Raw genomic sequence first — 26,122 nt, 5'->3', positions numbered from 1 at the left:
AACCAAAAGAAAAATGGAAAATTTTTATGTTTACGTTTACATTGACCCAAGAAACTATGAAGAGTTTTACTACGGCAAAGGCAAAGGAAGCCGTAAAGAAGCACATTTGAAATTTGATGAAAATTCCGATAATGACTCTGACAAAACAACAATTATTAAGGAAATCAAAAAAGAAGGACTTGAACCCATAATCAAAGTTATAGCAAAAGGGCTGACTGAAAGGGAAGCTTTATTAGTTGAAAAAACCTTGATTTGGAAGTTAGGTAAAACCTTGACAAATAAATCGTCAGGTCATTTTGCAGATAAATTCAGACCGCACAATAAGCTTCATCTAAACCTCTCAGGTTTTGATTTTGAAAACGGTCTTTATTATGTAAATGTAGGAGAAGGAGACCATCGTTTTTGGGAAGATTGCAAGGAATATGGATTCTTGTCAGCAGGACAACACCCAAAATGGAGCGATCCCTTGAAAACACTAGAAATTGGAGATGTAGTTGTTGCATATTTGAAAAACTATGGATACGTGGGTGTTGGACGGGTTACAGAAAAAGCAGTTAGGGTAAACGAGTTTTTGGTAAACAATAGACCACTAAAAGATTTCAACCTAAAACAACCAAACATTTTTGAAAATTCAGATAATATAAATTCAGAATTTTTGGTAAGGGTAGATTGGATTGAAACGTTAGAAAAGGAAAAAGCAGCTTGGCAGAAAAAGCACAAACTTTTCACCACTCAACTAATCAAAGCCTCTTTAGACAATCAAGCGCATACCCTTTATTTTATTGAAAAGAAATTTGATTTAAAATTCAGTGATATTCTTCATCAAAATGAAGGAAATATTTCAACTGTAAAGCAAATTCAGAAGCTTTCTGAAGAAGAAAAAAAAAGAGATAGGTATTTAGGTTGCATTTTGGGTGGTGCAATTGGAGACGCATTAGGTGCGCCAATAGAATTTTTAAGCTATGAAGCAATAGTTGATAAATTTGGTAAAAACGGTGTGCAAACTTATGTAGAACATTCTAATGGAAAAGGAGAGTTTACTGATGATACACAAATGCTACTTTTTACAGCCGAAGGACTTTTAAGAGCATTGCATAGGTCTGTTATTAAGGGAATTGGTGGTGCTCAAACAACAATTACTTATAATTCTTACTTAAGATGGTTAAAGACACAAGGATACGAAGCGCCTAATTCAAAAATTGAACATGGTTTTGAAGAAGGTTGGCTAATAAAAAGGCAAGAACTGTACAAGCAACGATATCCCGGCAACTCTTGTCTTTCTTCATTACAAAGTGGGAAAATGGGAACACCTGAAAATCCAATTAATGACAGTAAAGGATGTGGAACGGTAATGCGAATTGCGCCATCAGGTTTGGTCTTTAATCATGACAGGGAAGTAGCATTTGAAGAAGGCGTAAAATTATCGGCAATAACCCACGGTCATCCATCAGGATATTTAAGTGGCGGACTTTTGTCATCCATTATAGCAGATTTATCAAATGGCTTAGATTTGGAAACATCCATTGCTAATGGGCTTGAAATATTGAAAAAATGGAAGGACAATGAAGAAGTTTACCAAAAAGTCAAACTTGCATCTGACATCCATAGAAGATATATAAATAAAGAGATTACGAACCTTGAAATTAAAATGATTGGAGAAGGTTGGGTAGCAGAAGAAGCATTAGCTATTTCCTTGCTGTGTACAATGCATTATCCAAATGACTTTAAAAAAGCAGTAATTGTATCCATTAACCATAGTGGCGATTCCGATAGTACCGGAGCCATTACAGGAAACCTAGTAGGATTGATGGTTGGGCAAAATCAAATTCCAAAAGAATGGAAAGAAAATTTAATGTACAAGGAGATAGTTGAAGAAATTGCTGAAGATTTAAGTATCAGGTGCAAAAGCTATACTTATGATGTAGACGAAGAATGGCATTCAAAATACCCAGGATATTGAACAAAAAAGCACGAAACGCTAACAGCGTGTATGTGGCAATAGCGGGTGAAGTGGTAACTCGAAGGTCTATGCATCTAATAAACTTTGTGCCAAACGGACAGGATAGTGCTTTTAATCCGCTACTGCACATACACGCAAAACGTTAGTTGAAATTTCCCCAAACTTCCAATCCGCACTAAAATCACCTGAATCCTCACCTTTACCATGCACCCTTCCAATTTACTTCAACAAGTAGCATTCATCAAAGAAATAGACAAGCTGAAGTACATTCAGCGCAAGACCAAGTTATTCAACAGCGACAGACCCGAAAATGATGCTGAGCATAGTTGGCACTTGGCGATGATGACCATTGTACTGGCTGAGCATTCGGACAAGCCTATTGATGTGCTAAAGGTGGTGAAAATGGTGCTAATCCACGACATCGTGGAGATCGATGCTGGCGATACGTTTATCTATGATTCCACCAAGAACCATACGAATACTGAAGAAGAACTTCTTGCTGCTAAACGGATTTTTGGGCTTTTACCGAAGGAGCAAGCAGAAGAGTTTATAGCTGTCTGGGAAGAGTTTGAGGCTGGTGAAACTGATGAAGCAAAATTCGCAAAAGCCATGGATAGATTTGAACCCCTGCTACAAAACACCTCTAATAATGGTGGAACTTGGGCGGAATTTGATGTTCCCTACCAAAAAGTTTACGATAAGAAAAAAGCAATCAAGCAGGGTTCCGAGGCAATCTGGAGTTATGCAGAGAACTTGATTAACGAAAGTGTGGAGAAGGGGATTTTGAAAAAAGAAGGTGATTAAGAGAACTGGGATGAGAGGCTTCTTCTATTAAGATCTTATTAAAACTAGTCAAAGTGAGGAATCGTTTATTTTTTATATTTGAGTATTAACTTAATGATTTACTGATGGATATTGCTACTAGAAAAATCGAATTTGTTCAGAAATTCCTGAAACTAGAGGATGCTGATTCTCTGTCAAAATTGGAGGTTTTGCTGGAGGAAGAAACTTCAGTAGATGATTTACCAAAGCGATTGACAAAGGAGGATTTGAATAAGCGAATTGATAAATCTGAATCTGATTTCAAAAAAGGAAAGTTTAAAACCACGAAAGAACTTCTTGCCAAGTTTCAGTAATGGAGTTGAAGGTTATCTGGTCAGAATTTGCTGAGCAGAAGCTTGATGATATTTTTGAAAATTATCTTAAAAATGCTAGTTTTTCGGTTGCCAGTAAGCTTTTAGTAGGAATTCTTAATGCTCCTCAGAGCCTAGTGAAAACACCACTCATAGGTCAAGAAGAGTGGTGGCTTGAAGACAGAGAAATAAAGTACCGCTATCTACTTTTTAAAAATTATAAACTTATTTATTCGGTTGATATAGAGAACAGAGTGATTAAAATTGCCGATGTCTTTGATACTCGAATAAACCCTTCTGGAATGACTCGAGGATTGTAGCTTTTTTGTTATACTATCAAAAGTAGTCTTGCATAGTACAGAGCCAGAAAAGAAGTCAATTTTTTTAAACTGTGTGAAGAGCTCATGTTGAATAATTCATTTTTAGAACTATTCCAATCCAAAATTGTATTGAAAGATCAAAATTGCTCTTAAAACCAATTAAAATTTTCAATACGAGCCTTTATGCTTAACTTTGAAAAATTATATTCTAAGAAGATTTTGTTACAAATAGAAAAAAGTCATGAGTTATTTAGATCTGGGGATCTTCGTGGCCTACATGCTGGCTATGCTGGGTGTGGGTTTTTTTTACATGAAAAAGAATTCAGATCAGGAGGATTATTATGTTGGAGGTCGGAGCATTGGACCTTGGCATATCGGGCTTTCGGTCGTAGCCACTGACGTAGGAGGTGGCTTTTCCATCGGACTTGGCGGACTGGGGTTTGTGATGGGGATGTCGGGTTCCTGGATGCTTTTTACAGGACTTTTGGGCGCTTGGCTCGCCGCGGTAGTATTGATTCCGAGAGTAAAGTCAGATCCAGCTTTTGCGAGGTTTTTTACTTTTCCACAGATCATCGGCCATTTGTACAATTCTACCACAGCCAAAGTCGCAGCAGTGATCTGCTTTCTTGGGTATTTGGGTTTTACCTCCTCACAGCTACTTGCAGGTGCCAAACTGGCTTCAGGTACATTCGAAGAGCTCGATCTTTCTTATGCTCTGCTGATCATGGGAGTTATTGCAGTAGTTTACACTGTCATGGGTGGGTTGAAGGCAGTGATCTACACCGATACGATTCAGTGGATTATCTTGATGGCGGGGTTGATGTTTATTGGGATTCCGATTTCATATAATTATGTAGGTGGTTGGGATGGTATTCAGAGCACTTTGCCCCAGGAGTTTTTCTCATTTACTAATTTGACTTGGCAGGATCTTGCGAACTGGGGCATTACAATTATCCCGATTTGGTTTGTGGGGATGACGCTCTATCAGCGGATTTTTGCAGCTCGAGATGTCAAGTCGGCCAAAAAGGCTTGGTTTATCGCCGGGCTATTTGAGTGGCCGATCATGGCACTTTTAGGGGTTTCTTTGGGTTTATTATCCAGAGTGGCCGTAGAGCAGGGTGCGTTGGAAGGGTTTACCACAGCAATGGATCCCGAAATGGGTCTTCCAGTTTTGCTTAGTCAGATCTTGCCTGCAGGAATTCTCGGCTTGATGATGTCCGCTTATTTCTCAGCGGTTCTTTCCACAGCAGATTCCTGTCTGATGGCAGCATCTGGCAATCTTACCACAGATATTATTGGGAAGTACTTCTCACAAAAATCTCTAAAAGCAGAGATGAGAATCTCCCAACTGCTCACCTTAGCCATCGGTATCGTGGCAATTATTATTGCCTGGCAAATGACGGAAGTACTCAGTTTGATGTTATATTCCTATGCATTTATGGTGTCGGGGCTCTTAGTGCCGGTAGTAGCAGGTTTGTTCTTCAATCAGACCAGTGCCAAAGCAGCCACTGCTTCTATGATTACTGGAGGTTCGCTGACTGCAGGATTGATTATCTCTGAGGTGGCACTTCCTTTTGGATTAGATGCTAATTTATTTGGGCTCACGCTGTCCTTGCTGACGTTTTTGTCAGTGATTTATTTCGAAAAAAACAACAGTTCAAAGTTAAAATCTATATGATCAAACTAGAAACTCTATCAACTATTGACTCTGCAACTTATTTACAAAAAAATGAAATTGCGGATTTTCTTTTGCTCCATCTTGGGAAATATGGTGATCCCAAAGAGGATATTATGAAATGCCTGGACTATGCTTTGGATCAAAGCATGCACGCAGGAGGCTTTGTAGTAATGGCTCGGGAAGAAGGTAAATTGGTCGGTGCACTCATCATGAACAAAACTGGGATGTCCGGTTATATTCCTGAGAATATACTCGTGTATATCGCTGTAGATGCTTCGCAAAGAGGTAAAGGAATTGGTGGCAAAATCATGGAAATGGCTATCAAAATGGCCAATGGTTCTATCGCGCTTCATGTGGAGCCAGAGAATCCTGCGAAGAAATTGTACGAACGAATCGGCTTCACAAACAAGTACCTCGAAATGAGGCTGACCAAGTAAAATGGCCTATCTGACTTTAAATAGATCTAAACTCAAGCAGAATTTTGAGTTTTTGAAAGACACTTTTTCAAAAAGTAAAATCTCATGGGGGGTCGTGTCTAAACTGCTCTGTGGCAATCGACTTTTTCTCCAAGAACTGATCGATCTCGGCGTCAAAGAAATCCATGATAGCCGAATCAGTAATTTGGCGATGATCAAATCCCTGAACCCCGATATTCAAACGGTATATATCAAGCCTGTTTCCAAAAGAAATGTCGGAAAAATGGTGCAGTTTGCTGATGTCAGCCTAAATAGTGAGCTGGATACGATCGGATGGATCAGCCAGGAAGCTGTGGAGCAAAACAAGACTCACAAGATCATCATCATGGTGGAGACCGGAGACCTGCGAGAAGGTGTGATGGGGGAGCGATTAGTGGAATTTTATTCCCAAGTTTTCCAGCTTCCGAACATAGAGGTCATAGGTCTCGGTACTAATTTGAATTGCCTGAACGGCGTCATGCCGTCCACCGACAAGTTGATCCAACTTTCTCTTTACAAGCAGATCATTGAACTGAAATTCAATAAAAAAATTCCGTGGGTTTCCGCTGGGACCTCTGTCACTATTCCGCTGATGCTTACGCAGCAATTGCCTAGGGGGGTCAATCACTTTAGGGTGGGAGAGACCTTGTATTTTGGAGTGGATTTATTTGGGGAAAAAGTGATAGAAGGCATGAACGGAGAGGTGTTTGAACTGCACGCTGAGATCATCGAAATGCAGGAAAAACCGCTTTTACCCGTTGGTAATCTGGCTGCTAATCCTCAAGGAGAAACCATTGAAATAGACGAATCACTCTATGGAAAAAGCTCCTTCCGGGCAATCATAGACATAGGCTTGCTGGATGTGGATCCGAAATATTTAATACCCATTGATGGAGATTATGAAATACTAGGTGGAAGTTCAGATATGTTGATCATTAATTTGGGTGAAAATCCTAATGCTTATAAAGTAGGCGACACCCTGAATTTTGACATGAAATACATGGGAGCACTGAGTCTCTTGAACTCAAACTACATCGATAAAAAAGTAATCGGGTAGAGATTGTCTCCCTTCAAATTATTTGGCATGGTCGTGGGACTATTAGTTTTAAACCAACTAGTATTTTGACTATGAAAAAATTATTCTTATTTCTCGCTCTTGGACTTGGTGCCGTCCAGCTGTCTCATGCTCAATCTTCCGAAAAACCAGGAGGTTTTGGTATTAGGGGTGGAGCCAGTTTCTACAACTTAGGCGGAGATGATGTCTCTGAGGCTGATTATACCAACCGCGTTGGATTTCACGTCGGTGGTTACACCATGTTATTTATGACAGATCGATTGGCACTGGAGCCTGGTATTTATTATTCTGTGAAAGGAACTCAGAATGACGATGCAATAAATAGCAGAGCGATTTTCAATTATGTGGAAGTGCCAGTTCTATTTAGATTTTATCCTGCTGATGGGTTTAATATTTTTGCAGGACCGCAGATTTCCTTCTTGGCAAATTCAAAATTTGAAGGTGATTTCTTTGGTTCTACCATCACGCTCGATCCAGATGCAGTCAAAGAAACTGACTTTGCGGCCGTATTTGGAGTGGGTTATAATCTCCCTAAGGGTTTCAATATCCAGGCCTCTTATGATCTTGGACTTACTCCAGTATTCAAAGACAGCGATGCAGATGTATATAACAGAGGCTTTAAATTGTCCGCTGGATATACGTTTTAAAAAACCTACCCTTTAGAAAAGCAAAATGCCTCCATAGATAAAATGGAGGCATTTTTTAGTTAGCAGCAGAGGTCACAGCATGATGCGCAGAGGTCGCGACTCTTTTGTACTAGCTAATTTAAAGTAGGTTTATTCTTATCTGGAATGTTCAATGCGGTCTGAATGAGCGAAGTCGAAGTCCAATTATTCGAATTTCTAAAAACAGATGACTTTTTGTTTTCTTAACTAGTTACAAAAGTATAAGTGCCTTTTCAAGCCAGCTAATTCGTCACAGCGGTCACCGGTCATGTATCACCTTTCACTTCATCCCATTTATCCAATCTTTGATCAGCTGAACACCTTCTTTATGGACGGTAGTTCTTCCTAATTCAGGCATCGCTATCCCCACCTCAGTGGAATTCATTCTGAACGGAAGGATAGATGCGTCAGCTTTGCCCGGCACAATATCAAAGTCAAAACTACCGGCACCGTTCCCCGCGGCAACTGGAATTTTATTCACTCCAAGTTTCAATGGATCAGTTTGATCATACGTGAGAAAAAGCCCTGATGTACTCGCTGGCCCCACTGCACTATGGCAATGAGAGCAATTAATATCCAAGTAGGCCATGGCACGGTCATCTAATGGAAGGCTGCTGTCCTCATAGTTGATCATAGCTGGGTGCGCGCTTTCACTTTCAAAACCTTCTAGCTTACCCAGCTTCGTCCAATGTGCTAATTGGTTTTCTTTTCCCGACTTGAATTCCAGCTCATTGTTCAGATGCTGAACTTTCACGCCAATTGGGGCTAAAGATTCATTCTTGTTATGGCACGTTTTGCACTGATTTTTATTAGGGACGATGTAATTGATCACCTGGTCTTTGCCGCTGTAGTCGGTAAAGGAAACCTCCATTTGCCCGCCTACCACTTTCAGAATCGCTTCCGTCTGGCTTTCGTTCCAGATGTATGGGTAGGCACCCCAGCCATTTTCTTCATGAATCATGAGCCTAGTTTCTATAATTCTTCGTTTGCCCTCCGGCTTTCTGAAATCTTCTGGGTAATAGAAATTCTTAATTAAGATAGTCCCCTGCGGGAAATCAAGTTCGTTAGAAGTCAGCACAGCCTTTTTTCCCTCAGGGAAAAAAACAAATCGGCTTTTCATGGCATAATCTGTAAAAAGCGAAGAGGCAGGCTTGTAAGGAATAACTTCTTCTACGGGATTTAATGCCCGTAATTCCCCCGTAAAGAACCCATAGGTCGATAGCCTTCCATAAGGAAATACGCCAGAGGCTACTTCTTTGCTAAGCGCAGGTTCATCCACTGAGACCTCGGATACTTCTTGCTTACAAGCAAAAGTGGCAAACAGCAGAGCGATCACTAGATTAAAACCCCAGATACTATTTTTCATTCTCATTACCTTTCAGCTAATACATCTACATTGGTCTGTACTCTAACCTCACAGTTTTGGAAAGGTGAGGCATCAGAGAAGCCCTCAATATTATCTTCGCCATTCATGAGGGAGAATCGTGTAAAGTAAAGATCCGCCATGTTTTTTTCTGCTAAGCATATTCTCATCGGGTTTGTGAGGATGTCTTTGCTGATGGACTCATCTAAGATTCCGTCATAGATAATGTCCTGCGTTTTGGCTTTGCCATGGGCATTGTACACACTGATTAATTGTCCCAGTTCTCTGGTTAAATCAGGAAAGCCTTTGGTGCGATCGTATTCATTGTCGTGAATGTAGATGTCGGAGGTGTATGGAGACCAGTTGGGAGCCTCAGCTGGGAAGCCAGTGATATGATAACTAGCAATGCCGATTCCTGTGGTTTTATTGCGCAGGATGCGATTATTATAGATTTCCACTTCTTTGGCTGCTAATAAGATCACTCCCGATCCCGGAGGAATCATCGTCACGGTATTGCCGTTAGGCCCTTCTCCTATTGCTGTCGCAAAATTTTCATGGTTGTTTTCGATGATGTCATTGTCATAGATCTTCGTTTTTGCGCCATCAGCTTTTGGTAATCCTGGAAGGTTAAACACTAAAATTCCACCGGCATTATCTCTGGCAACATTACCAAATACCTCTGCATTGTCGCAGTTTTCGATTTCTATTCCTGCCACATTTCCGAAGGCCAGTGAGTTCTTCACGATGATGTTTTCCGATTGCCCAACGTAGATACCGGCATCCCTGGAATGTGAGGCGATTACCTCATCGATCATCACGTTCTTACATTGAACAGGATAGATGGCATAGGTGCCGTTTTTAGATTTATCTCCATTTGTCCAGGTGACGTTGATTCTACGAAAAGTAATTCCATCTACATGCTGTGCTTTCACTCCGTCTCCAGGTGCGTCCTCTACCGTCAGGTCTTGGATAGTCAGGTTATTGCCTACTAGCTTGATGCCTTCTCCGCCCGTAGTTAAGTTTTTGAAGGAAAGGACAGTTTGCTCCATTCCCGCTCCTTTGATGGTGATGTTTGATTTGTTATCTAGAATAAGTTGAGTTTGAAACTCATAAAAACCTGCTGGAATATCGATTACGGCACTATCTTCGGCAAGGATAAACGCCTCTACTATTTTGTCTGTCTCTTCTACGGTTGCACGAGTAAGTTTGGAAGTGTCAAAAGTCCGCTCATTGGAAGAACTGCTACAACTAACTCCAATAATTGAAAGTAGCAGTAGGATAAAATAGGTTGTTTTTTTCATTAGTTTTTCGATTTTTCAATATAGCTTTCAAAGCTAGGTACTTATAGATGCTTATGTCTTGACTTTTGTCAAGAAATGGTTTATGATGTTTTTAGGAATACTGAAGCCATCTTAGCCAAAGGATTTATTTGATTATGTGCCTATGGCCAAATGTTATGTCCCACAAAAAAGACTGGTTGATGACAAAATTCACTCTTCTGATTGTACTTCTAATTTTTCCTTTTTCATCCAATAAAACAACCGATGAAGGCTTGAAAGATTTGTTTGAAGATAGTTTTTACCTCGGTGTGGCGGTCAATCGCCAGCAAGTTGCAGACAATGAAAAGCAACTATTCCCATTACTAAAAACTCATTTCAACAGCTTAAGTCCAGAAAATGGATTGAAATGGGAGAAAGTGCATCCGCAACTGGATTTATATGATTTTGAGTTTGGAGACGCCTATGTAGGGTTAGGAGAAAAGTTGGGTGCATTTACCGTAGGTCATTGCTTGGTCTGGCATCAGCAGGTTCCGGATTGGGTATTTGAGGATGCAGCAGGTGAACAGCTTGAGAAAAGTGCCTTGCTTTCCAGAATGGAAGACCATATTGCTAAAGTTGCAGGTCGATATAAAAGCAGAATTGATGGTTGGGATGTGGTGAATGAGGCATTCAATGAGGATGGATCTTACCGTGAATCGAAGTGGTTTAAGATTGCAGGGAAAGATTTTATCAAGGAAGCCTTTCGCAAAGCGCATGAAATTGACCCTGATGCTGAACTCTATTACAATGACTACAACATGTGGAAAACCTCGAAGCGAGCCGGAGTTTTGAAGCTTGCCAAGGAGATGAAAGCAGAAGGAATTCGGATCGACGGAATAGGAATGCAAGGACATTATATGTTGGAAGGACCTTCGCTAGCGGATATAGAGCAAGGAATTATAGAGATTGCAGAAGCTGGGTTCACGGTGATGATCACCGAACTCGATGTGGACGTCCTTCCCCGCCCGAGCAATTCAGAAGGAGCAGATCTGAATATGAACTACGCCAATTCTCCTGAGTTTAACCCCTTCGTCAATGGGATTTCTCCTGAAGCGGAGGAGAAACTGGCACAGCGGTACGCAGATCTTTTTCAGCTTTTCCTCAAGCATAAAGACAAAATAAGTCGTGTGACACTTTGGGGTTTGCACGATGGCAAAAGTTGGTTAAATAATTTTCCTGTGCGGGGTAGGACAAATTATCCCTTGCTTTTTGATCGGGAATTGAAGTTGAAAGAGGGGGTTTTTGAGAAACTGAGAGAGGTGGCTGGAGGGTGATTAAGCTTGGTTAATAGTTTTCATGTGCCACTGACCCATTATTGGGTAAGCTATTTGAGAAAACGTTTTTGATCACTTCGTCCATGATATTCTTATTACAGGCTATTATGGCTATTTTACCTGATAGGGTGTGGATTTTTAGCAGGTAAATAGTACGTCAAAAGCGTTAGTCAGCATTACATTTCTTTTTCAAATTATCGCAAATGGAAAAGATTTTTTACCATTTACTAAATAGATCCTACCGATATCTCCTTACTGATTTTATTTCATCCGAATGGAAGTGAATTTCAACCTGAATTTCAATCTAAACTTCTTTCAAGATGAGACTTACAAAATTTTGTATAAGCGCAATAATTTTTTTTGGGGCGTTTAATGGCTTTAGCCAAGACATCATCCAAAAATTGGACAACTCTGTAATTAGTTGTAAAGTTGTAGAGATTAGTGAATCTTCTGTTATTTATAAATTATGGGACCAACTATCTGGGCCAAATCGAAGTTTGGCTAGGGCCTCAATAGTGAAAATAGTTTATGAAAATGGACAGATAGAATTTTTTAATGAAAAGGAATCAACGATTTCAAAACAAACTATTTCAACTGAGGCTCCGGCTGTAAAAAATGGAACCTCTTCAGATATTACACAATCTACCGGTGCTTCAGACGAGTTCGTCAAGCCAGAGTTAGAGGGGCTAAATTATGCTCCTTTACGTGTAACGGCCGCGTTTAATTCGTTAGGGTATTTTTCTCTGGGTATCGATGGGGAATCAAAAATTATTTCAGATTATGTCAACATAGGTTTTGGATATTGGGGACACACTTTCTCAAACATTTCTGATTATACATATTACTCCTTTCGAGCATACACATCAATTTATGCTCCTATAAATAAACTTTCAGGAAAACTTGATAAAGTAAATAGGGGCTTTTTTCCATTCTTTCAGCCTGGTGCAGATATGGTTATTCAATTTCCTGAAGAAGGCGGTACAAACTTCTCTGCAGTCTTTTTTTGGAGAGTAGGCGCGGATTATTACTTGACAGATAAGTTTGGTATTTCTTATTCATTCTCACAAGGAAGTCTAAATAATATAGGCATCAGTTGGAGGTGGTAATCGAAATTTTTAAAACGTAAGTGCTAAATAATTTTAACTTAAATAATAGAAATAATGAACAGATTAAAAATTTTAGGGTTAGCTGTATTAGTTGTACTTTCATCCTGTGAACCACAACCAGAACCAGAATTAGCTGGTAATCCTGGTGATCCGCGTTTCAATTTGCAATTTTCTAATTCCGAAGGTGTGGACTTGGATTTGTATGTGCAAGCGCCTGATGGTCAAATTATTTATTATGGCAATTCTTCTGGCGCTGGAGGTAATTTGGATGTAGATTGTATTTGTGGTATTTGTCCCGGTGGCGGCAATGAGAATATTTATTGGGAACCTGGTCAAGCACCTAGTGGTACCTATAAATATTGGGTAGAATATTTTGAATCTTGCAGTGGAGCTCCTAGCAGTTCTACATTTACACTTCGTGTTCTCAAAAATAGCCAAGTGGTAGATACCCAGTCTGGAACGCTATCGGGAGGGAAATCTCAAGTTTGGACTCATGTCCAATAGTCGTATCACTAGATTCTTAAGCCCTATATTTTAGGGCTTTTTTTTTGAAAAGGATTTTGAATCTGATTTTTTTTATTAATTTAAAATCGAATCCAATTCATTAATTTTTGATTTTTTAAAGTTAAGTATGACGGAAGTTCAAATAACTATTTTAGTGGGATTACTGCCTGTTATTACCGCCTTTTCATTTTTAATATTTGTAGTCTATCGGTCAAGAAGAGAATTAGAATTTAGAAATAAGGAAACTGAAATGAGACTCCAACAAGCTGAAGGCGAATTAAAGGCCTTGAAAGCTCAAATAAGTCCACATTTCATTTTTAATAGTCTTAATTCAATCCATCACTTTATACAAAATCAAAATTCCCAACAAGCTGGGGTCTATTTGATTAAATTTTCGAAGCTAATTAGATATGTATTAGAAAGTAGTTCTAAAAAGTGGGTGAGTCTCCAAGAGGAAATTGAAGCGAATAGCACCTATCTTGAGCTAGAGCAGGTGCGGAGGAAGCATGATTTTGAGTTTTCAATTCATTGGAATGAACCAGATGATTCTGAATTGATTTTTATTCCTCCGATGTTGATCCAACCGTTTTTGGAAAATTCCATCTGGCATGGAATAAAAAAAAACGGGTTTATTCGTGTTGAAATCAGAAGAGAAAATTTCAACCATTTGAATATTCAAATAGAAGACGACGGGAAAGACATTACTCCTAAATCTGAAATCGACCTTTCCCGTTTTGTAAAAAAAAGTAGCATGGGACTCCAATTAATGAAAGATCGATTTAATCAATTGAATAATTTCCCAGGAATTGCCTCCTCTTTTGAGATCAACAAATCACAAGGGAGCGGGACATTAGTAGAAATAGTTATACCATTTGAAGCTGAAGCTTGATGAAAACAATTTACAATGTCGTATTAGTAGAAGATGAAAAGGATGCGCAAGAAAGTCTCTTTAAGCTCCTTCAAAAATGGAAAAATATTGAAGTGGTTGGATTTGCCTCTTCGATACAAGAAGCGGAAGAATTGGTCTCAAGACTTAAGCCCGATTTAGTTTTTTGTGATGTAATGCTTCCTCCTTACATCTCCTTTGACTGGCTTAGTCAAATTCAACACATCTCATTTGAGATAATTTTTACCACCTCATTTGAAGAGTTTGCCATTAAAGCATTTAAGCTTGCAGCGATTGACTATATCCTAAAGCCAATTGATCCTGAAGAATTAAATGTAGCTATGGATCGTTTTTTTGAGAGAAAGTCTGCTAACAAACTCAATATTGAAGAGTTGTTGAAAAATTTAAATAGCCCTAAAGATCAAATAAAAATTGCATTGCCTACACTTCATGGCTTCCTTTTCGTGAAGGTAGGAGATATCATCCGATGCGAATCTGATAATACCTACACCACCTTTTTCATCACTGATGGGAGAAAAATCATTGTATCCAAAACACTTAAACAAGTAGAAGAGATGCTTGATGAATACGGCTTTTTTAGAGTTCATAATTCCCATTTGATCAATCTTTCTTACTTGGTGGAATATTTGAAAGGAGAGGGAGGCCAAGTTAAGCTAAGCGATGGTTCAGTGGTCGATGTGTCAAGGAGGAAAAAGGAAGAGTTTTTAAAACACATTAAATCTTAAAACCTACCGCTTACTAAATCTATTCCACCAAAATCTAATTCAGAGTTCACTTAAGTTATATGATAATGTAATATTATACACACCAAAACCAAAATTGCTATGCCAGACAAAAAGAGTATTGTTTCAGATCCAATTGAGCTGAGAACAGCTCAGGAGTATTTTGCAGCTTTTGAGGAGGAAGGATTCCTTGAGACTTTTAAGCACTATACAGGAGGCATTTTTCATGCGGAAGAAATGAAGAATTGGTCTTCAAAACCTCGTTTCGACGGCATTTTTTTCTGGTATTGTTGGGATGAGGATCAAGTCTATGTAGCCGCAGAATATAGAGATAATTTTAAGTTTGATGATGACCTCATAGAGCAATATCAGCCAATACCAAGTTCGGAGATTATCGAATGTACTAATCTTATTATGAGTTCAGGTGAGAAAGAGTGGAATCCTTTTCTAACAGTATTCGATTTTGAGGTTGATGTTTTATTAGGAAAAAACAAGAATAAAGCGAGTAATTCAGTGGTAATTCAGCCCAAAGTAAATGAATTTTTGCGTCAGACTGAGGGGAAGAATCTGTGTGAAGTTGGTTTTGCATATATGTCAGTAGAGGATGGTCAAGATATTGGACGCTCCTATTTATTGGAATTTCTGGGGAATCCTGATTTGGAATACATTTCATATCATTTTGGATTCGACGCGAATGATTCTCCACACGGATTGAGGTTGGTTTTGATTGCACGAGACGCCCAAGGGAAACCGTTACAAAATAAAATTAAGACAAGTGATTTTAAATTTTACATGATTAATGGATCTAGACCTCCCAGGCCTCGGTAGCATACTTGTATGAATTCATCAACATGGAGATTCTTCACAAATTATCTATAGGAATCGTATGGCTTCCTATGGCAGTATTGTGTGTTAAAATAGCCAGACTTGATACTAATTATATTTTGTTTTTGCTATTTTTATTGGCTTCAGCTTTAATTGACCTTATTGGATATTTAATACCGTTAACTGAAAAAGGTGACAAGATTTATTATCCTTTACATCTGATTTACTTATTTGTGGAAGGTAATCTTATCTTGTTTTTCAGTTTGAAATTTGTCTCATGGCAGATGAATCATATGCTTTTATTTAAGCGAATTGGAGTTGGTTATATATTATTATTTACTCTCTTAATTCCTTTGACACTTATAAATGGAGATTGGGATTCATTTATCAATCTTAGTTCAATATTCTCAGCTACTTTGTTGATATTTTTTTCCTTTATTTCGGCATTTGGTTTATTAGGTTTAGCTGAGAAGAATTATGAGTTATTTAAATGTCCTTGGTTCTGGATTCTTTCAGGAATTTTTACCTATTCATTTGGAAGTTTTTTCATTGATTTGTTAATTCCTACAGAGACAGCTCAAGATGTTTACTTCTTAAGGCATATTATGAATATTATGAGAGGAGTCTTTTTTCTTATAGGTGTAGTTAAGATAAAGATAGAAGAAAGTTCTATTCATTAACCCCAAAAAAAATCATATGAAAAAGTTATTAATATTTCTTGTTCTATTTTCGCTAGCTTATCAAGCTTTCTCTCAATTGGAAAATCCAAACTATAACTCAAATATCAAATTAATTCATTATTGCTGGGAGAATAACCAATTAATTTTGAAGAATGTAGAGTCATACAGCGACCTTAAGATAGGGGAGTTTTATTATATTAAAATTTCTGGAATAAATCAGATTAATTACCAAGTTTTGATAAATCAAAAAGACACTTTAACTACTCAAGAACTTAAGCTTCCTTCGATTGGGGATTTCAATATTGAGGAAATAACATCAAGCCTTGCCTCCGTTAATTTTTCTGGTAGCCAATATATGGGTAAAAGTGATGGTGCCGAGATCATGACTTTATCTAAAGAAAAGAGAATTGAATACAAGAGAATTGAGGAAGTTTTAAAAGATGAATTTCAATTCAAATTACGTGATGCTAGATGGAATTTGAGTAACTATAATAACTCCCTTCTAAAAATCGAATCCCAGATAAATAGTAAATTGGATGAAATAAATGAATACTATTTTGAAATTAAGAAGAGTATTATTTCGGCGAAACTTAATTCTACTCAAACATCATTGAGTTTGGATGATAAGATAACAACTGCGTCCCAGATTCGAGACCAACTAAGTGCTATAGTTATTCCGATTGAAAACGATAACACTTGGAATGATTTCCTAAAATTAGAGGAAAGTCTTAGAATTATATTGGGTTCTTATGATTTCGAAAATCTTGAGGATGGATTGAAAGAGAGATATAAATTTAATGAAGCGTCTTTTCAAGAATTGGTTAAGCAAAAGGGGGTAGTTTTGGATAATATTAAAGCCTTGAAAGGTAGTTTAGTTGCAGCTGTAAATTCAATCACAGGAGAAGATTGGGAAAAATCTATGAACAAAGTTTCTTTTATTCAAAATCTTCAAAACAGAGATTATTACTCTCTGCCAATTCAATATTTAGGAGAGCGAAATAAAACTACAATTAGCCTAATCCTTCGGGATCCTGAATATAAATTGAATTCCTATTCAACTACTTTTGTGTTTCCCCTTGAAAAGACACCTTATTTCGGTGTTAGTTCTTCATTTTATATTAGCGGATTGCAAAGTGAAGTTTTTTCAATCAAAGGCAATATAGAAGGAGATACCGTTTCGAATTATAGTGTTATCAAGGAAGATGGTGGGAATGTGGAGGTTGGAACAGCTATACTTGCCAAATTTGGTAAAAAATTTAATAATAATTTAGGTGGTCATTTTTCATTAGGTGCAGGTATTTCCTTTACAGATAACGTCCGTCCTAGAGTTTTGGGAGGGCTAGGACTGACCTTGGGTACAAAAAACTCTTTTGCATTTGATATTGGAGTTATCGCTGGGCACGTAGATCAGCTAAGTTCAGCATACGATAATTATCCAAATATAACTTACCCTTCCTCTCCTGAGCAAATTACTTATTCAAAAATGGGAGTTTCAGGTTTTGCTAGTTTAGGTTATTTTTTCCGGTTTTGATTTGATTTATTCCGTTCTCTAGTTCAACCTCACCGATTTCGGTTTTATGATTCTCTGGGTACTGTTTTTTAGAGAGATTCCCTCAATAATTTAACCTTAACCTTTGAACATTATGGAATCAAGTACGGAGAAATCAGAATCAGTTGAGTTGGAGTCTAATGAACTCATAGATCTGTCAGAACTTATGAAACCCCTTGTAGGTGTTATTAGTAGCGCTTCTATTCTTCGAATAGAAGAAATTAAATATCATGGCTGGAAGGGCGTAAGGAGCTGCGGGGATGCCAAGAGAGTAAAGAATGAAGTCAACTATGCTATGGAGGATTTGGCAAAAACCAAAATCTATGAAAACCGACACTTGCGGTACATTCGTTATGGACATCTTGGGGGAAGTTATGTGATTTCAAACTCTGGCGGTGGAATAGAACCTCGAAAGTGTAGAGGAAACCTTGAGCTTAAATGTTTTATTGAATTTCAAACTACTTAAGTGATATCTATATGAAATTAGTGTTCGTAGTTGTTTTTTCTTTGGTCCTTTTCATTCCTCCAAATCCTTCTGGCGAATTCGTGTTAGAAGAATCTGCCGAGTTTTCTAATTGGCTATTTGTCCAAAGTGACAAAGCGTTGCAAGTTCGATACCGTGAGGATTCCAGACAAAATGGTGTTGGATCGTTTACGGTAGAGTTTAGAATAGCTTTTGATGATAAGATTTACTGTAGCCTTTCTGATTGCCTAGGTTATTATCTTACGTTTGCGTATCCTACTTTAGATAATCAAACTAGTGTTAGATCCTTCTTCAAATTTTACAATTCCTTTAGAGGGGTTTACACTTTACCAAACCCCATGCTTTTGAAGATGGAGTTTTCAGATGGTAGCAAAAGGGTTTTAAAAGAAAATGGATTTTATTATTCTGAAGCTGGTTCTGAAAATCTTTTTTTCGCAGGTATGTTATTTTCTAGTTGTGTTGATAACATATTAGCGAGTTCTGATTATTCCAGGTGTAATTCAGGACATAGGGCTGGTGAGTTTCAAATGGCCAATGCCATAGTAATTAATTAAAGTATTCAGATAATTATTTCAATAGCCGCGGGTATTTACTCGTGGCTGTTGATTTATTACCTCAATCCCTCCGAAACATCCGCACCGTATAATCCAACAACTCCACCCCGCCAATCTTCCCATGTCCCGGGATCACAATAGAAGTCTCAGGAAATGTGGATTTCACCTTCAAAACAGTTTTTGACCAAGCGCCGATATTGGCGTCTCCCAAAAAGCCATTTCCAGCTGCTAATTCCTTGATCATACAGCCGCCAAATAACACTTGATCGGAAGGAACATAGGCCACAAAGTTGTCTTTGGTATGTCCTTTACCGAGGTATTGATTAATCACTAGAATGTTTCCAGCTTTTAATTCTAGCTTCTTTTTGAATTCATTTTGTGGGATAGGATAACCTGCTTTTTTTGCCAATGCGATAGTTTTGTCTGAAGAGAAGGAAGGGATTTCTCTGGCGTGAAATTCATTTAGACCGCCCAAGCAATCCAAGTGAAAATGTGTAGCGACAACTCCTTTGACAGTAACCATTTGTTTTTTTTCTAGCCAGTTGATCAGCTCTAAGCTTGCTTCATCATCGGTCGGCGTATCAAAAACCAAGGCTTCTCCTTCATTGATTACGATCATGCCATTACAGCCAACTTTCCCATAATCATTGGTATTTAGGTAGCTGATGTGGACAAAGGTATTGGGGCTGATTTGCTCAATTTGGAGGTTCTCAGATTTGTAGATGCTAGTTGGCTGCTGACCCTGAGTGGCAACAGTACTGATTAGAATAAATAGAGTGGTAAGTAGCTTTTTGACTATCATGTGAGGGGAAAAGGATTTTTTTAATGACTCATTAACTTCACGCTTTCATTCTGAATAATGGGTATATCCTTTTGAGTAATTGCCCAGATTAATTTAACATTATGATTATCCGCAATAATGCCTGTCACCTTATATTCCTTGCTTATCTGGTTGGAAGACCGATGACCGAAGCGGCCTCAATTCTTAAGTTTAACATCTGCTACATTGCTTATTCCACCTTACTGGTAGAAAAGCGGATAATCATATTTAACATTTAAGGTGTCCTAGGGGTGACCAATCATATTCCGCAAACCGATTATTTTTTTGATAAATGAAAACATAATAATTGGGTGCTACTCGGTCAGTTTTTTAACTGCTTCTCTAATGATTTCAGGGTCACGCTTGACCTCCCGTTTACCATCAAAGCCTTTTAATAGATCTTGAAATTATTTTCTACTCGAAGTTTGGATAGATAAGTCAACCTTCGACATAGAGATTAAGAGAATAGAGGTCAGAGAATTTAATTTCCTCATCTCTATTCTCCTATTCCCTATTTCCTCAGCGTCTCCAGGTAGCTCACCAAATTCACCAGTTCTGTCTCCGTAAGAGGGAACTTCGGCATGAGCGATTCTTCAAGTTGGGTGATGCTTTCTACATTCGCGAGTTTGTAAATCTTCTGCTCAGCACTTCCCACCAGTTTCACAACCAAGTCATTTTCGGTCTTGGAGTTGACGATGCAGGTAAATTTCGTCCCATCCTTAAGTTTCACTAGGTGTGTTTCATAACCAAAACCCATTCCTTCTGAAGGATTTATGATTGCGTTGAAAAGCCCCTCTTTGGAAAGTTTATCTCCGATCTCTGATAATGCCGGGCCAAAGTCTATCCCTCGATCACCGATCTTGTGACAGGCGAGGCAGTACGTGTCCGATAGCAAAAGCCCCTTTTCTACATTTCCTTGCCGGGCGAGCAAGCTTGGCAGGTCAATCGCAGCTTGACTTGACGAGCTGCCAAATTTATCATTAGCTTCTTTTCGAATGCTTCCGTTCCAGGAAGAAAGTAGGATTTTCTGAGCTATTGGAAGTAAATCAGCAGGGATTTGATCAGTTTTAGCCAGCTCCCAGAGGTAAGGTTCTGAATTGAAACCTTTGGCGGCTTCCATAGCAGCCGTCCTTTTCTCGAGTGAGTTGGAGTTATCTAGGTACACTTCTGCGAGTAGTATTGCCATTTCCTCGTTATCAATTACCCCAAATTTTTCCAAAGACGAAATCGCTTTGGCTTCGTCTGGATCAGTAAATGACTCGGCAATCTCCTCCAACCCAAACAAAGCAGCATAGGTGTTGGCTGCCATCTGAGAGTGCTGCTTGTTTTCGGATTGATAAACTAATTTCTCCAGCCTCGTTTGTTGATCTTTCAGGCGATATTTACTTACGATATCCAGGAAGTCTCGATCATCGGCGATGCTGTTTGCTGTCTTTTTGGCGAGTGATAATATTTCTTGATCCGGGGAGGATGGGTCGAAAGTAATTTGCCTTAATATGATGAGCTGATCTTCTTCGGGGGCATTTGCGAGTAAGTATTTTAGCGTTTTGTTTTTGGCAGCAGAAGCTTGGAAATCCAGCGCTCGATAGTAAGCCTGATTGTTCCTGCCCGGTTGGGTGAGGATTATTTTTCCTAAAAGCTCAGCAGTATTGGATGCCCTGGATCTCCAGACGATATCTTTTGCCTGTTGATTTTCGAGCCAACTTTGCTCTTTATCAGCCAGATACAGAGGAAGGTATTCATCCCAGAAACCTTCGGCAGCTATCCCCAATGCCTCCAAATACCAGCGATCGCCAGATTGGTAACCTTCCACTAATTTCAGCCAAACCTCTGGATTGGCCTTGTAGCGTATGGCGAATGCGACTTCGCGACGAACTTGAGCAGATTCATCACCTGCCATTTCCAGTAGGAAAGCCACATCGCTCATTTTATTGTTTCTGTAGGCTCGAATGGCAGCTACGCGAATGTTTTCATCAGGATCTGAAGCGGCCGTTTTGATGTAGTCATTGCCGTTTGGAAGTTTGGTCAGCACCCAAAAAGCCCTCGCTCTCATTCTACTTTCACCTTCGGTAAATAGTTTTTCCAGTGCATCTTTTGCCTCAGTCCCTTTTTCTTGCAAAGCCATGAACGCTTTGAAGTGAGTGGCGCGATTTGGATTTTGGAGTAACTCCATCAAGGAAGAAATGCTTGAGTAATCTGGTTTTTTCACAGTGTATTCTACACCTTTTGGCGCTAGACGATACACTCGTCCTTTGTCCAGATCTCCCATAGCATGGCCTCCTACCCCTGGATCGTACCAGTCCGAAATGAACAAGGAACCGTCCGGCGCGACAGTTACATCCGATGGTCTGAACCACTTGTCTCTGGAGTTCCCATCCAAGAGGTTGATGATTTTCGCTTCAAAGCCTGCCCCGGATGCGACAGCTGGATAGGCCCTCACAACATTCGGTCCCGGGTCTGAGTGGATTATTTCGTTTTGGTATTCTTCAGGAAGCAATTTTCCCTCGTAAATCAAAATCCCCGTAGGTGAGCCGGCGTATGTCTGAAGGAGATTGGGAACCACGCCCGGGTCATTCAGATGCCAATGCTGCTGATATACGGAGTCTTCCATGTTGATACGTCTCGCTCGCCAATCCTGCCCGGTCATTTCATCCTTGAAACCATAATTGCCATAATCCATCACGTAGTTGATTCTGGTGCTTCGGTTGCCGTCGTCATCGTTGTCGGATTGCCACATTCGCCCGTAGCTGTCGGTAGCGAGCTCGAAGTTGTTGCGGAAGTTCCAAGCCAATATTTCCGTATCTGACCCGTCTGGATTCATCCGAAAAACCATCCCCTCGCGATAGGGCTGAGTTTCGCTGCTGACCGGTCTTCCTAGCGGGTCCACTATCGGAGATCCATCAGCATGGCGGAGTCCTTTGCCTTCATTTCCGTAGTTAAAATATAGTTTTCCGTCAGGGCCAAAAGTAAACGAGTGCATGCCGTGATCATGCTGCACTCCTCCGACTCCTTCGAATAGAATTTCTTTTTTCTCAGGCACATCATCACCATCTGCGTCGGTGAACACATAGACATACGGACTGACTGATACATAAACTTTATTTCCAAGTACAGCAATTCCCAACGCCGCGTTGATATCCGTTCCTTGGTAGAAAACCTTAGATTCATCCGCTACGCCATCGCCGTCGGTATCCTCCATAATCAGGATTCTATCGCCTTCAGCGCGCGTGGGATTTCTTGGGTTCAATGCCATTCGATAGTTGTAAGCTTCAGCAATCCAAACTCGCCCCCTGTCATCGATATCCATATTGGTAGGGTTGGACATCATCGGTTCTGATGCAAAAAGTGTGAGCTCCAAGCGATCATCAGCAACAAGAATTCCGTCAAGTGCATGTTCAGGGCTTCGCTTTTGCTCGTCTGTCAGCTTAGCATATTCTTCATCTGTGAGTTGAGCAGGCTTTTTTTCACAGGAAAATAAGAAGAATCCCAACAGACTGAGAATGGTTAATTTTTTAAACATAAAACGCGAGGTTAGTAGGGTTTGAAAATCAAGACTTCAAATTATAAAAAAGTCTGGAAACCTGAGGTAAAGTTGCGTTGCAAAGAGGTGATAATTAGGGCAAATGAAAACCAGTAAGCAGGATTGGCTCACTAGCCGAATTGCTTAGACTGTTTCGGTGATTGATCGTCTGTCCAGGAGAGCAAGGTGAATTTTAGATAGGTAAGATTGCGGTTATTCAGATTAATTGAATTAGAAATAGGTCACTTGTCATGAGGAGTACTATTTTAGCTAAATAGACTCACTTTTCATCTCACTTCTATTCATAGCAGCATGAACATTACTCGAATTACGCTACCCGCCTTTGTGTTTTTTCTCTTTTCCTATACGACTTGGGCGCAGGAATTTAAATGGTTTGGGGAAAGTCCAGAAATGATGAAGGCCGTGGAAGGTAGAGGCTGGGATGATATTGGATTCAACCGCTTACCAGATTCAGTAGAGAGTAGAGTCAGGCCTCCCGTGTGGAATTTGTCTAGGCAAACAGCTGGTTTGACGCTGAGATTTACCTCTACCAGTCCTGAGATTCATGTTTCTTATGCTCCTACCGGTAATCTTCAATTGCCTCATATGCCTGCCACAGGTGTATCTGGCGTTGATTTATATACCAAGGATCAGAAGGGTAACTGGCTGTGGGTTCGAGGTGGTTATTCTTTTGGTGAAAAAGTAACTTACAAATTCCAAGTTGATAATAGTCAGGCGGATACCAGGGAGTATTATCTCTATTTACCACTTTATAATGGAGTGAAAGGATTTGAAATCGGAGTGCCTGTGGAAAAGGATCTTGCTTTTCTTCCTGCACGAACAGAAAAACCTATTCTGATCTATGGGACATCAATAGCCCAAGGTGCTAGTGCTTCCCGACCTGGGATGGCTTGGACAACTATTTTGGCTAGACAACTCGATATGCCTTTGATTAACCTAGGTTTTTCTGGAAATGGTAGAATGGAGCCAGAAGTGATTGAATTGCTTACTCAACTAAAACCGGCAGCTTTCGTCTTGGATTGCCTTCCCAACTTAGGGAGCTTTACTGAGGATGAAGTCAAAGGCAAACTGATATCTGCAGTTCGCGCCATTCGCAATAAATACCCGGATATTCCGATTCTTTTGACTGAGCATGCTGGCTATTCTGACGGCTTGGTGCTAAATCAAAGAGCGGAGATTTATACCAACTTGAATAGATGGCTTCAAGAATCTGTAGTAAACCTGAAAGGAGAAGGAGTGAAGGCTATTTATGTATTGACTAAGGATGAAATAGGGATGGGGATAGAAGATTTTGTTGACGGGACTCATCCAAGCGACTTGGGTATGGTGAAGTATGCCGATGCTTACTCTAAGAAGTTGAGAGAGATTTTGGGGAAATCTAGATAGGAATGGATTTCCCCGATTCAGGAATCTATGTTGAATTATTCCCATGGGGTATTTTTTTCGAAACGAAATGCTAGTAGCTAAAAACCCATCCTATTCAGCTACATCATTGTTTTTTGGGAAATGGGCATATAGACTGTTCCATTAGGCAGTCAGTTTGCATGAGTTGAGTTGAGCCCCCACTTGGGCTGGTAATTAGAAAAACTTAATCAACGATACTATGAACTCCATTAATGAAAACCAACAGGAAAATAACCGGGAAAACCTAGCTGGGGCCAAAGCGGTAGAGAAAATCCGTGAATTGATTGACAAGTCAGGCTCTTGTTTTTTTGTCACCTCCACGAGTTTGAATAATTCGCATAAGTCCCGTCCGATGTCTGTACAGAAGACAGACGAAGCAGGAAATATCTGGTTTCTCTCGGCAAAGGACAGCATGAAAAACATGGAGATCGCAGCCGATACGGATGTGACACTCTATTTTCAGGGCTCTTCCTATTCCGATTTCCTAGAGCTGAATGGACGCGCCTTCATTACAGACGATAAAGCTAAAATAGATGAGCTCTGGGATCCAACCGTGAAAGCTTGGTTTACGGAAGGAAAAGATGATCCTAGAATCTCTGTGATTCAATTTGTCCCAGATAGCGGGTATTATTGGGACAATAAACATGGCAATACAGTAGCTGGTATCAAAGTTTTGATCTCGGCTATATCTGGAAAAACAATGGATGATTCCATTGAAGGAACTTTAACAGTGTAGTTGGGGCACTTTAAAGTTCATCATGTGATCCGGGCAACTGGGTCACATTTTTTATTTTAAGCCACAAAGGACGTGAAGAATTTACTTTGAAAAGTAATTCATTCAACCTGAGGCATTGTCAAAATACAAGCCTCCGTTCGTGTCACACAAGCGGAGTTAACTGTTTCCTTCTGGATTTTTGAAGGTGGCACATTTCTAAAAGAATTAGTGCTGCTTCTGGAGAATCAGCACAACAGGTGGTACTTATCTAAAAGAATTAGTACTGCTTCTGGAGAAGCAGCACAACAGGAGCACAACAGGACAACAGGTAAAGTTTCTGTTTAGCCAAATTCTATTTTATTCCTCCAAAAGCTCCAAAGCACATATTTTTGTGGAGGATTTCCACTTGGCTGAAGCCTACTTTTTTCATCAGATCCAATTGATAATTCATCGATCTCGGAGAATCTTCTTTGTCCACATACGCCAGTACTTTTTCCCTATAATCTTTTCCACCTATGCTCTCCAAATAATCTCCATAACGTTCCCAAGTGTATTCATTGAGCAGTTCGGTGTCTTGCGTGATCAAATCAGAGATCATCAGACAGCCCCCAGGTTTGAGTAGGAAAAATAGCTTTGCAAAGGTCTTTTCCCAATCTTCATCTTCCCGCAAATGATGCAGAACTGCTCCAGCCAAAATGATGTCAAAGCTCTCTTCCGGAAGATATACGTCCCTGATGTCACCTTGGAAAGCGGAGACTGTTCCTTGGGTTTCGGCTGACACTCTTTCCAGTGCTTTCTCCAGCATTTTGCCACTCAGATCGACCAGCCAGCAGGAGAGGTTGGGGAGTTTGCTCAGCATTTTCAAGGAGTAATTTCCCGCTCCACAGCCTACGTCCAGGATATTTGAAGCAGCAGGGACTATTCGCTTGGCAGCTTCAGTGATGAGTTCTAGGGAGATTGTCGCGTCGATAGTGGCGACTTGACCTGTATCTAAGTTGGAAAAACGTGCTACATCCTGATCGAAACGCTCGCGGATTTCGGCATTGCTGGATTTATTCATGGGATTAAA

25 protein-coding genes are annotated in these 26,122 nt (G+C 39.7%); 20 read left to right on the top strand and 5 right to left on the bottom strand.

From position 1 onward, the window contains the following. Window positions 1-13 precede the first annotated feature (13 nt). From ABJH64_RS17875 to ABJH64_RS17840, 8 genes are all read left to right on the top strand, one after another. The gene (locus ABJH64_RS17875) at window positions 14-1,960 is read left to right on the top strand and encodes an ADP-ribosylglycohydrolase family protein (protein WP_348277114.1); all 1,947 of its coding nucleotides are present in this window, start codon (window positions 14-16) and stop codon (window positions 1,958-1,960) included. A 204-nt stretch (window positions 1,961-2,164) separates the two neighbouring features. Further along, the gene (locus tag ABJH64_RS17870) at window positions 2,165-2,764 is read left to right on the top strand and encodes an HD domain-containing protein (protein WP_348277113.1); all 600 of its coding nucleotides are present in this window, start codon (window positions 2,165-2,167) and stop codon (window positions 2,762-2,764) included. Window positions 2,765-2,868: 104 nt separating this feature from the next. Then, complete coding sequence (locus ABJH64_RS17865; protein ID WP_348277112.1) at window positions 2,869-3,096, top strand: hypothetical protein; 228 nt, start codon at window positions 2,869-2,871, stop codon at window positions 3,094-3,096. Then, on the top strand, window positions 3,096-3,413 hold the full coding sequence (locus tag ABJH64_RS17860) for a type II toxin-antitoxin system RelE/ParE family toxin (RefSeq protein ID WP_348277111.1): 318 nt from the start codon (window positions 3,096-3,098) through the stop codon (window positions 3,411-3,413). The genes ABJH64_RS17865 and ABJH64_RS17860 overlap by 1 nt, the downstream gene beginning before the upstream one ends. Before the next feature lie 241 nt (window positions 3,414-3,654). Further along, the gene (locus ABJH64_RS17855) at window positions 3,655-5,091 is read left to right on the top strand and encodes a sodium:solute symporter family protein (protein ID WP_348277110.1); all 1,437 of its coding nucleotides are present in this window, start codon (window positions 3,655-3,657) and stop codon (window positions 5,089-5,091) included. Next, window positions 5,088-5,528, top strand: coding sequence for a GNAT family N-acetyltransferase (locus ABJH64_RS17850; protein WP_348277109.1), 441 nt, complete (start codon window positions 5,088-5,090; stop codon window positions 5,526-5,528). Before ABJH64_RS17855 ends, ABJH64_RS17850 begins: the two co-directional genes overlap by 4 nt. A gap of 1 nt (window position 5,529) precedes the next feature. Continuing rightward, window positions 5,530-6,603, top strand: coding sequence for an alanine/ornithine racemase family PLP-dependent enzyme (locus tag ABJH64_RS17845; RefSeq protein ID WP_348277108.1), 1,074 nt, complete (start codon window positions 5,530-5,532; stop codon window positions 6,601-6,603). A gap of 71 nt (window positions 6,604-6,674) precedes the next feature. Continuing rightward, the gene (locus tag ABJH64_RS17840; RefSeq protein WP_348277107.1) at window positions 6,675-7,268 is read left to right on the top strand and encodes a porin family protein; all 594 of its coding nucleotides are present in this window, start codon (window positions 6,675-6,677) and stop codon (window positions 7,266-7,268) included. A 298-nt stretch (window positions 7,269-7,566) separates the two neighbouring features. On the opposite strand, the gene ABJH64_RS17835 is transcribed toward ABJH64_RS17840, so the two are convergent. Both ABJH64_RS17835 and ABJH64_RS17830 read right to left on the bottom strand, forming a co-directional pair. Further along, a complete protein-coding gene (locus ABJH64_RS17835) occupies window positions 7,567-8,652 on the bottom strand; it encodes an SO2930 family diheme c-type cytochrome (protein ID WP_348299106.1) in 1,086 nt (361 codons plus the stop codon). Between the two features lie 5 nt (window positions 8,653-8,657). After that, window positions 8,658-9,950: a parallel beta-helix domain-containing protein gene (locus ABJH64_RS17830; RefSeq protein WP_348277105.1), complete on the bottom strand. Its 1,293-nt coding sequence runs from the start codon at window positions 9,948-9,950 to the stop codon at window positions 8,658-8,660. A 179-nt stretch (window positions 9,951-10,129) separates the two neighbouring features. Between ABJH64_RS17830 and ABJH64_RS17825 the strand changes: the two genes are divergently transcribed. From ABJH64_RS17825 to ABJH64_RS17780, 10 genes are all read left to right on the top strand, one after another. After that, window positions 10,130-11,242, top strand: a complete 1,113-nt coding sequence (locus ABJH64_RS17825; RefSeq protein WP_348277104.1) for an endo-1,4-beta-xylanase — start codon at window positions 10,130-10,132, stop codon at window positions 11,240-11,242. Between the two features lie 320 nt (window positions 11,243-11,562). Further along, window positions 11,563-12,348 carry a hypothetical protein gene (locus ABJH64_RS17820; RefSeq protein ID WP_348277103.1) on the top strand — a complete coding sequence of 262 codons (786 nt, stop codon included), beginning with the start codon at window positions 11,563-11,565 and terminating at the stop codon, window positions 12,346-12,348. A gap of 54 nt (window positions 12,349-12,402) precedes the next feature. Beyond that, complete coding sequence (locus ABJH64_RS17815) at window positions 12,403-12,852, top strand: hypothetical protein (RefSeq protein WP_348277102.1); 450 nt, start codon at window positions 12,403-12,405, stop codon at window positions 12,850-12,852. A gap of 127 nt (window positions 12,853-12,979) precedes the next feature. Next, window positions 12,980-13,741: a histidine kinase gene (locus ABJH64_RS17810; RefSeq protein ID WP_348277101.1), complete on the top strand. Its 762-nt coding sequence runs from the start codon at window positions 12,980-12,982 to the stop codon at window positions 13,739-13,741. After that, on the top strand, window positions 13,741-14,484 hold the full coding sequence (locus ABJH64_RS17805) for a LytTR family DNA-binding domain-containing protein (RefSeq protein ID WP_348277100.1): 744 nt from the start codon (window positions 13,741-13,743) through the stop codon (window positions 14,482-14,484). The genes ABJH64_RS17810 and ABJH64_RS17805 overlap by 1 nt, the downstream gene beginning before the upstream one ends. A gap of 99 nt (window positions 14,485-14,583) precedes the next feature. Further along, complete coding sequence (locus ABJH64_RS17800) at window positions 14,584-15,309, top strand: hypothetical protein (protein WP_348277099.1); 726 nt, start codon at window positions 14,584-14,586, stop codon at window positions 15,307-15,309. A gap of 23 nt (window positions 15,310-15,332) precedes the next feature. Then, window positions 15,333-15,986, top strand: coding sequence for a hypothetical protein (locus ABJH64_RS17795; RefSeq protein WP_348277098.1), 654 nt, complete (start codon window positions 15,333-15,335; stop codon window positions 15,984-15,986). A gap of 16 nt (window positions 15,987-16,002) precedes the next feature. Further along, window positions 16,003-17,517 carry a hypothetical protein gene (locus tag ABJH64_RS17790; RefSeq protein WP_348277097.1) on the top strand — a complete coding sequence of 505 codons (1,515 nt, stop codon included), beginning with the start codon at window positions 16,003-16,005 and terminating at the stop codon, window positions 17,515-17,517. Between the two features lie 112 nt (window positions 17,518-17,629). Further along, window positions 17,630-18,001: a hypothetical protein gene (locus ABJH64_RS17785; protein ID WP_348277096.1), complete on the top strand. Its 372-nt coding sequence runs from the start codon at window positions 17,630-17,632 to the stop codon at window positions 17,999-18,001. A gap of 80 nt (window positions 18,002-18,081) precedes the next feature. Then, window positions 18,082-18,573 (top strand): hypothetical protein, encoded by a 492-nt coding sequence (locus ABJH64_RS17780; RefSeq protein ID WP_348334557.1) that lies wholly within the window; start codon window positions 18,082-18,084, stop codon window positions 18,571-18,573. Between the two features lie 61 nt (window positions 18,574-18,634). Here ABJH64_RS17780 and bla read toward each other — a convergent pair whose 3' ends face one another. Both bla and ABJH64_RS17770 read right to left on the bottom strand, forming a co-directional pair. After that, the gene (gene bla / locus ABJH64_RS17775) at window positions 18,635-19,375 is read right to left on the bottom strand and encodes a subclass B1 metallo-beta-lactamase (protein WP_348277094.1); all 741 of its coding nucleotides are present in this window, start codon (window positions 19,373-19,375) and stop codon (window positions 18,635-18,637) included. Window positions 19,376-19,904: 529 nt separating this feature from the next. After that, entirely contained in the window at window positions 19,905-22,913 is a 3,009-nt protein-coding gene (locus ABJH64_RS17770) for a PVC-type heme-binding CxxCH protein (protein WP_348277093.1), read from the bottom strand. 312 nt (window positions 22,914-23,225) lie between these two features. On the opposite strand from ABJH64_RS17770, the gene ABJH64_RS17765 reads away from it, so the two are divergent. Together ABJH64_RS17765 and ABJH64_RS17760 are read left to right on the top strand one after the other, a co-directional pair. After that, window positions 23,226-24,320 carry an SGNH/GDSL hydrolase family protein gene (locus ABJH64_RS17765; protein ID WP_348299076.1) on the top strand — a complete coding sequence of 365 codons (1,095 nt, stop codon included), beginning with the start codon at window positions 23,226-23,228 and terminating at the stop codon, window positions 24,318-24,320. A 217-nt stretch (window positions 24,321-24,537) separates the two neighbouring features. Further along, entirely contained in the window at window positions 24,538-25,074 is a 537-nt protein-coding gene (locus tag ABJH64_RS17760) for a pyridoxamine 5'-phosphate oxidase family protein (protein ID WP_348275776.1), read from the top strand. Between the two features lie 331 nt (window positions 25,075-25,405). On the opposite strand, the gene ABJH64_RS17755 is transcribed toward ABJH64_RS17760, so the two are convergent. Next, window positions 25,406-26,113 carry a class I SAM-dependent methyltransferase gene (locus ABJH64_RS17755; RefSeq protein ID WP_348275777.1) on the bottom strand — a complete coding sequence of 236 codons (708 nt, stop codon included), beginning with the start codon at window positions 26,111-26,113 and terminating at the stop codon, window positions 25,406-25,408. Window positions 26,114-26,122: the final 9 nt, after the last annotated feature.

Source organism: Algoriphagus sp. (genome assembly GCF_039969895.1).
Taxonomy (GTDB): domain Bacteria; phylum Bacteroidota; class Bacteroidia; order Cytophagales; family Cyclobacteriaceae; genus Algoriphagus.
The sequence above is the reverse complement of the archived record's forward strand: the minus strand, read 5'-3'. Positions and strand labels throughout refer to the sequence as shown.